The sequence below is a fragment of the Actinomyces massiliensis 4401292 genome (assembly GCF_000269805.1).
Classification (GTDB): domain Bacteria; phylum Actinomycetota; class Actinomycetes; order Actinomycetales; family Actinomycetaceae; genus Actinomyces; species Actinomyces massiliensis.
In genome coordinates this window covers 452,546-460,084 of record NZ_JH711482.1, presented here as the reverse complement: position 1 = coordinate 460,084, position 7,539 = coordinate 452,546, and the positions used below count along the sequence as shown (strand labels likewise).

The 7,539-nt window shown below is 66.5% G+C and carries 5 protein-coding genes; 3 read left to right on the top strand and 2 right to left on the bottom strand.

Annotation, left to right across the window (positions count from 1 at the left end; all coding sequences use genetic code 11):
• On the bottom strand, positions 1 to 1,754 hold a 1,754-nt coding region (locus W5W_RS16315), incomplete at its 3' end, for a DUF7926 domain-containing protein (RefSeq protein ID WP_238533328.1).
• Positions 1,755 to 2,549: 795 nt separating this feature from the next.
• On the opposite strand from W5W_RS16315, the gene acnA reads away from it, so the two are divergent.
• From acnA to W5W_RS0110400, 3 genes are all read left to right on the top strand, one after another.
• Positions 2,550 to 5,240, top strand: coding sequence for an aconitate hydratase AcnA (gene acnA / locus W5W_RS0110410; protein WP_017195348.1), 2,691 nt, complete (start codon positions 2,550 to 2,552; stop codon positions 5,238 to 5,240).
• Between the two features lie 279 nt (positions 5,241 to 5,519).
• Positions 5,520 to 6,338 (top strand): alpha/beta fold hydrolase, encoded by an 819-nt coding sequence (locus W5W_RS14935; RefSeq protein ID WP_017195347.1) that lies wholly within the window; start codon positions 5,520 to 5,522, stop codon positions 6,336 to 6,338.
• Positions 6,339 to 6,361: 23 nt separating this feature from the next.
• A complete protein-coding gene (locus tag W5W_RS0110400) occupies positions 6,362 to 6,964 on the top strand; it encodes a TetR/AcrR family transcriptional regulator (protein ID WP_017195346.1) in 603 nt (200 codons plus the stop codon).
• Here W5W_RS0110400 and W5W_RS0110395 read toward each other — a convergent pair.
• Positions 6,933 to 7,526: a YbaK/EbsC family protein gene (locus W5W_RS0110395; RefSeq protein WP_017195345.1), complete on the bottom strand. Its 594-nt coding sequence runs from the start codon at positions 7,524 to 7,526 to the stop codon at positions 6,933 to 6,935. The two genes, W5W_RS0110400 and W5W_RS0110395, sit on opposite strands and share 32 nt — an antisense overlap.
• Between the last annotated feature and the right edge of the window lie 13 nt (positions 7,527 to 7,539).

Genomic DNA, 7,539 nt, shown 5'->3' with positions numbered 1-7,539 from the left:
GGGGTCGGGTCCTCGCTGGGGGAGGGCGCCGGGGTCGGGTCCTCGCTGGGGGACGGTGCCGGGGTCGGGTCCTCGCTGGGGGAGGGCGCCGGGGTCGGGTCCTCGCTGGGGGACGGTGCCGGCGTGGGCTCCTCGCTGGGAGTGGGAGTCGGCGTCGGAGTGGGTGCAGGAATCTCGGTGTACGTGTTCGTCACCGTGACGAGTGTGGCGTCGGCAGGGCCCTCCGTGATGGTGAAGGTTCCGTTGTCCACCTGGGTGTCAACGGTGTACCCCTCGCGCTCAGCGCCGCCGTCAGTCAGCTTCTCCTTCTCGGTGATGACGCACTTGGTGCCCACGGGCACCAGCGGACCGGCAATGGGAGTGCCATCGCCCTTCACATCGAGACTGCCTTCCGGATAGTTCTCGCAGGTGTAGTCAACTCGGAAGAGATCCTTGGAGAAGGCCTCCTTGTTGCTTCCCTCGACCTTCTTGGCGATGGTGAAGGATCCGGTTTTCTGCGTGACTTTGTTGTACAGGCTCACAGCATCCACAGACGTGCCGATGGTGAAAGTCGCCGTATCCGGAGTCTCGTTGCCCTTCACGGAGAAGGTCTTGTCTCCCCAATCGAGGGTTGATGGAAGAGCGGCTGCAGAGGTGTCCTCCGTCAGGGTGATAGTGGTTCCCTTCGGGAATTCGCGAAGGGTGTCGGCGGCCTGCTGCTCGCCGACCCCGACCTCAACCGTGTAGGGATTCGATGCCGGCTTATTCGCCCAGTTCGGGTAGTCGGCCTCGGTTGTGCCGTTCGGCAACTCATAGGACACGTTCACGCGAACCTTTGTGTCAGACGTGACCTCATTCTGGCTAGCGCCGGTGACATACTTCTTCACGCCGAAAGAACCGAAACCCTGGGTGAGCTGGACGTCATAGGAGATCGGATCCTTGTAAGCCATCTGTGCCGATACAGAAGTATTCTTTCCGCCGTCCAGCGTCGCGTTATTGGTGTAGATGCGACCCGGAACGATTTTACCGCCCTCCGCGAGGGACTGGTAGACGATCTCGTAGTTCGTGTCTGCGGCGAAGTTGCCGTCAGTGCGGGTGAGGGTGATGGAGGCGGTGGTTCCGTCGGCCCCGATGGTCGGCGTCAAGGTGAAGGCGCCGTGGTCGGTATTCATTGCCGTACCATCGGCCTTGGCGACGTCGAAGTATCCGTCAGCTCCGCCTCCGTACTGCTCGGGGTTGACCCGCACGTACCAGGTGCCGAGATTGGGGTTGAGCGTCTGTCCGCCGCCCGAGACGTCGTTGAAGGTCACCGTGTTGACGGTGCCGCTGTCCACCTGCAGGTGGTTAGCGATCGTTCTGCCGCTGAACTGGATGTGCCAGGTCAAGGCCTTGGACTCGCGCTGAAGCGTATTGGCGTACTTCCCGAGGTCCTTCTCGACCCATGCGATGGGATAGATCCGCTCATTGTTGGGGTGGAACACCTGTGTATCAGTGCCGTTGGCATTGAACGTAGTGCTGTTCTCCTGGGTCACCTTCTGGGCCACGATCATCTGGTTGCCAGATCCCTTGAGCTCAGTCGCAGCGCTGATAGCGGCATTGAAGGTGCAGGTGAGGGTTTCGGTCGTGGTGACGCAATCGCCTACCTTGGTGCCGTCGCCCAGGACCAGGTCGTCGTGCCGGCCGATCTCACGGTACCGGTACTCCGCGGGAAGTGTAATAGTGAAGGACTCGTCGGGCTGCGGGTTCGCCGAGGAGGCGTCCCAGGCGAATTTCATGCGAACCGGGTCCTCGAGACGTGCAGGCTTCCCGGGGAATTCTGTACCGTCCTTATCGGCGAGAACGAGAGGCTCGAAAGAGACCTTGACTCCAGTGTTCTGGGCCGCTTGCGCATTGGTCGTTATGAGCGCAGCGAAACTACTCAGTGTTATCAGAAGCACGCCTGCGAGCAGAGCCGCTACATGCTTGCGATGCACCGGGAGGTGCTGGAACTGCATCCGTCATCTCCATCTAGGGGTGGGGTGAAAACATGATGCTGCCTGAATACCAGGGCAGTCATCCTGTGCGATCGTAGGATGCCGTTTTGACGCCTCGCGGCGTCGTTTCCTTTCTGTAATCAGATTGTTTCTTCACCGAGACGCAAGGCAATGGTTCGCAAGGCCGCCGCTGTTGAAGCGTGTGACATCAGTAATACGGCCTCGGAGTTCGATTCGACTGCCGCCAGGAAATCCTGCTCTTTTAGCGGGATCACCAGATCTCCCGGGCTGAATATCGACGTGACGGTCTCGACGGCACATGCGCCCCGGCGGGTGCCGGCGTAGCTGACTGCGTGAGCCGCTCGAGCTTCAGGCCCAGGATCTGAGCGTGACGACGGAGCCGGAGCCGGCGCCCGCGCCGTTGCCCGCGGACCGCCACCGCGCAATGCATGCGTGCTCCCTTGCGTAAAGGGAAGACCCACATCGTTGTGTTGACGCGAGATAACACGCCACCGGATACGGTATCCGCCGAACCCGTCGCGCGCCCCTCCAAGCAGGAGCGCAGGACGACGGAAGTCGCAGAACAGGAGTGACGCTTTGGCCAGTATCGACACCTTCTCCTCGCGCGCCACTCTCGATGTGGACGGACGCCCCTATGAGATCTACCGTCTCGACGCTGTCCCCGGGCTGGAGCGCCTGCCCTACTGCCTCAAGGTCCTGGCCGAGAACCTGCTGCGCACCGAGGACGGCGCCAATGTCACCGCCGACCACGTGCGGGCCCTGGCCGCCTGGGACCCCGCCGCCGAGCCGGACACCGAGATCCAGTTCACCCCCGCCCGCGTCATCATGCAGGACTTCACGGGCGTGCCCTGCATCGTGGACCTGGCCACCATGCGCGAGGCGGTGGCGGACCTGGGCGGCAACCCGGAGGTCATCAACCCCCTGGCCCCCGCCGAGATGGTCATCGACCACTCCGTGCAGATCGACTCCTTCGGCCTGGCCTCCTCCCTGGAGATCAACAAGGAGCGCGAGTACGAGCGCAACGCCGAGCGCTATCAGTTCCTGCGCTGGGGACAGGGCGCCCTGTCCAACTTCCGCGTCGTCCCGCCGGGCACCGGCATCGTCCACCAGGTCAATATCGAGTACCTGGCCCGCACCGTCTTCACGCGCGAGGTCGCCGGGCCCGACGGCGCGAGCGCCGTCCAGGCCTACCCCGACACCTGCGTGGGCACCGACTCCCACACCACCACGGTCAACGGCATGGGCGTGCTGGGCTGGGGCGTGGGGGGCATCGAGGCCGAGGCCGCCATGCTGGGCCAGAGCGTGTCCATGCTCATCCCCCGCGTGGTCGGCTTCAGGCTCACCGGCTCCATCCCGGCCGGGGCCACGGCCACCGACGTCGTGCTCACCATCACCCAGATGCTGCGCGCCCACGGGGTGGTGGGCAAATTCGTCGAGTTCTACGGCGAGGGCGTGGCGCAGGTGCCGCTGGCCAACCGCGCCACCATCGGCAATATGAGCCCCGAGTTCGGCTCGACCGCCGCCATCTTCCCCATTGACGAGGTGACCCTGGACTACCTGCGCCTGACCGGGCGCAGCGAGGAGAACGTGCGCCTGGTCGAGGAGTACACCAAGGCCCAGGGCATGTGGCACGACCCGGGGCGCGAGCCGGAGTTCTCCGAGTACCTCGAGCTCGACCTGTCCACCGTCGTGCCCTCCATCGCCGGGCCCAAGCGCCCCCAGGACCGCATCGAGCTGTCGGGGGCCAAAGCGTCCTTCGAGCGGGCCCTGCCGACCTACGCCGCCCAGGCCCACAAGCCCACGGCGGTGACCCTGGCCGACGGCACGCTCACCGAAATCGACCACGGGCACGTGGCCATCGCCTCCATCACCTCGTGCACCAACACCTCCAACCCCTCCGTCATGGTCGCCGCCGGGCTGCTGGCCCGCAACGCCGTGGCCCGCGGTCTGCGGAGCAAGCCGTGGGTCAAGACCTCCACGGCGCCCGGATCCCAGGTGGTCACGGACTACTACGCCAAGGCGGGGCTGTGGCCGGCGCTGAACGCGCTGGGCTTCAACGTCGTGGGCTACGGCTGCGCCACGTGCATCGGCAATTCCGGACCGCTGCCCGCCGAGGTCTCGGCGGTCGTCAATGAGGCTGATCTTGCGGTCGTCTCGGTGCTGTCGGGCAACCGCAATTTCGAGGGGCGCATCAATCCCGATGTCAAGATGAACTACTTGGCCTCCCCGCCGTTGGTCATCGCCTACGCCTTGGCGGGCACCATGGACTTCGACTTCGCCACCCAGCCGCTGGGGCGCGACGAGCAGGGCCGCGACGTCTTCCTGGCGGACATCTGGCCCGACCCCGCCGAGGTCCAGGCCACCATCGACGCCACCATCGACCGGCAGATGTACACCCGCGACTACGCCGACGTGTTCGCCGGCGACGAGCGCTGGCGGGGCCTGGACACGCCCGAGGGGGAGACCTTCGCCTGGAACGAGGAGTCCACCTACGTGCGCAAGGCCCCCTTCTTCGAGGGGCTCACCATGGAGCTCACCCCGGTGACCGATATCCGCGGCGCCCGGGTGCTGGCGCTGCTGGGCGACTCGGTGACCACCGACCACATCTCCCCGGCCGGCGCCATCAAGTCCGACTCCCCGGCGGGCCGCTACCTCGCCTCCCGAGGGGTGGCGCGCCGCGACTTCAACTCCTACGGCTCGCGCCGCGGCAACCACGAGGTCATGATCCGCGGCACCTTCGCCAATATCCGCCTGCGCAACCAGCTGCTCGACGGCGTGGAGGGCGGTTACACCCGCAACTTCCTCACGGGGGAGCAGGAGTCGATCTTCGACGCATCTCAGGCGTACCAGGAGGCTGATATCCCGCTGGTGGTGCTCGGCGGTAAGGAATACGGTTCGGGCTCCTCGCGCGACTGGGCCGCCAAGGGCACGGCGCTGCTGGGGGTCAAGGCTGTCATCACCGAGTCCTTCGAGCGTATTCACCGCTCCAACCTCATCGGTATGGGCGTTGTCCCGCTGCAGTTCCCGGCCGGCGAATCGGCGGCGAGCCTCGGACTTGATGGCAGCGAAGTCTTCTCCATCACGGGGCTGACCGCGCTGAATGACGGTGTCACGCCATCGACGGTGTCGGTGACGGCGGTCAAGGAGGACGGCGTGAGCATTACGTTCGACGCTGTCGTGCGTATCGACACTCCCGGTGAGGCCGACTATTTCCGTAACGGGGGCATTCTCCAGTACGTGTTGCGTCAGCTCGCCTCCAAGAGGTGAGCCGCTAGTCCGAGAACTGATGACGGTCGCTTGTGCGCCTGTTGCCAGTTCTGAGCCGATGGGTCTGTCGGACTGTAGGAGTGAGCTGCGGCTGTGTGGAGGCGGAAGAGGCGAGTTGCTCTTGGTAGCTAAGGACATTAGCTTTCAGCTATGACCATTAGCCAGCTTGAGGTACCCGATGGAACCATCGCCTACGAAGTTCATGAGCCGAGGGCTGATACTCCCAGGCGAAGGAGTGGTGCTGCGATTGCTGTAGCGGCCGAGGAAACAGGCCCTGCAGTGAGCTCGCCTTCCCTCGGATCCGCCAGTGAGAGTGTGCCCCTGGTGGTCTGCTCCCCGGCCATGGGTGATGTGAGGGATGTGTACAACCCGCTCGCTCAGGCCCTGTGCGCAGCAGGATTCCGCGTCGTCACAGTAGATCTGCGCGGGCACGGTGACAGTTCTGCGGCCTTCGGCAGTTACGGTGATGAGGCAACCGCCGGGGACCTCATCGCCCTCATCGAGGAGCTCGACGCCGGGCCGGCCCTCCTGGTGGGGGCCTCGATGTCCGGGGCGTCGGCCGTCATCGCCGCCGGGCGCCGCCCCGACCTGGTCTCCGGGCTGGTGCTCATCTGCCCCTTCCTGCGCGGATCGGGGAGCCGGGGCAGGGATGCCCTGATGCGGGCGGGGATGGGACTGGCGCTGCTGCGCCCCTGGGGGCCCGCGCTCTGGCGGCGCTACTCGGCCTCGCTGTGGCCCGGGCTGGCTGGTGCCGAGGCCAGGGCGGCCCGGCTGACCGCACTGCTGCGAAGGCCGGGGCGCTGGCGCGCCTTTCGGGCCACGACGCGCGCCGATCATCGCGTCGTCAAGCCCTGGTTCGAAACGCTGGCATGCCCCGCCCTCGTAGTTATGGGGGAGGAGGACCCCGACTGGAAGGATCCCGCCGCCGAGGCCGCCTGGGTCGCCGCAGCCGTGGGCCGATCGGCCGAGCCGGCCCCGATCCTCATGGTCCCCGGGGCTGGGCACGCCCCCATGCTGGAGCACTCCGGCGCCGTCGGGCCGCGTATCGTCGACTTCGCCCGCAGCGCATCCGCGCCGGCCGATGACAACAGGGGATAACAGGGGACAGGAGAGGGGGCTCGATGCCTAGAGCCGGGCTCAGCACTGAGCGCGTGATCGAGCGGGCCTGCTTGATCGCCGATGAACAGGGCGCCCAGGCCCTCACGCTCAGCCGCCTGGCGGCAGACCTCGGGGTGGCACCGCCCAGCCTGTACAAGCACGTGGGCGGCCTGGATGACGTCGCCCACCAGGTCGCGATGCGCGCCACCGGCTCCCTGGCCGACGCCCTGGCCGCCGCGGTCATGGGCCACTCTGGCCGCGATGCCCTGGTGGCGATGGCCAGGGCGTACCGCGCCTTCGCTCACGACCACCCCAGCCTCTACTCCATGACCCAGGGGCCGACCGGTGATGCCGACGCCCTGGGGTCGGCCCAGGCGCGGCGAACCGTGGAGGTCGTCACGGCCGCCCTGGTCGGTTACGGCCTGCCCGATGCCAAGGTCGTCGACGCGGTGAGGATGATCCGGGCGGCGCTGCACGGCTTCGTGGACATCGAGCTGCGCGGGGGCTTCGCCATGTCCGAGCCTGTGGAGGGGAGCTTCCAGGTGCTCGTCGACTCCCTTGACGCCGCCTTGACGGCTCTGGGTGGAGAAGCGATCAGGCCGGAGCCATTCCCAGGCCCTCGATGACCTCCGCCGTCGGCAGGGCGGCCAGCAGTGCCCCGGGCACGAGCAGCTTGGAGTGGCGCACGCCCGAGCCGATGAGCACTGTGCTGCGCGCCGCCGCCCCTGCATCAATGAGGAGCCGCCACGTGCTCGGCACGCCCACCGGGGTGATGCCGCCGTACTCCATGCCGCTCATCTCCACCGCCTGCTCCATGGGCAGGAAGGATGCCTTGCGCACGTCAATGAGCTTCTTGACGACGTGGTTGACGTCGGCGAAGTCGGTGGCGCGCACGACGCAGGCGGCGATTTTCTGCTCACCTGTGCGCTTGCCCGCCACCAGTACGCAGTTGCCAGTGGCCGCCGGGTCCAGGCGGTAGTGCTCGTTGAGGGCGTCGGTGTCGGAGTACTGCGGATCGATCCGGACCACCTGGGCCTGGCGGGCCAGCTCCGCCCCGTGCGGGGAGGAGACCTCCAGTGCCTTCAGGGCTGCAGCGACGGGGGCACCCAGCAGGTCAGTGCACTCCAGCGCCGCCCGCCAGCCCAGCTCCTCGCCCAGGACCGCAGCGGGATCGCGCAGCTCACTCATCATGCATCCTTCC

What these genes read in the sequence shown, in the direction of transcription:
- W5W_RS0110400 (WP_017195346.1), top strand. Translation starts at nt 6,362, where the DNA reads ATGCCTAGAGCCGGGCTCAGCACTGAGCGCGTGATCGAGCGGGCCTGC.
- W5W_RS0110395 (WP_017195345.1), bottom strand. Translation starts at nt 7,526, where the DNA reads ATGAGTGAGCTGCGCGATCCCGCTGCGGTCCTGGGCGAGGAGCTGGGC.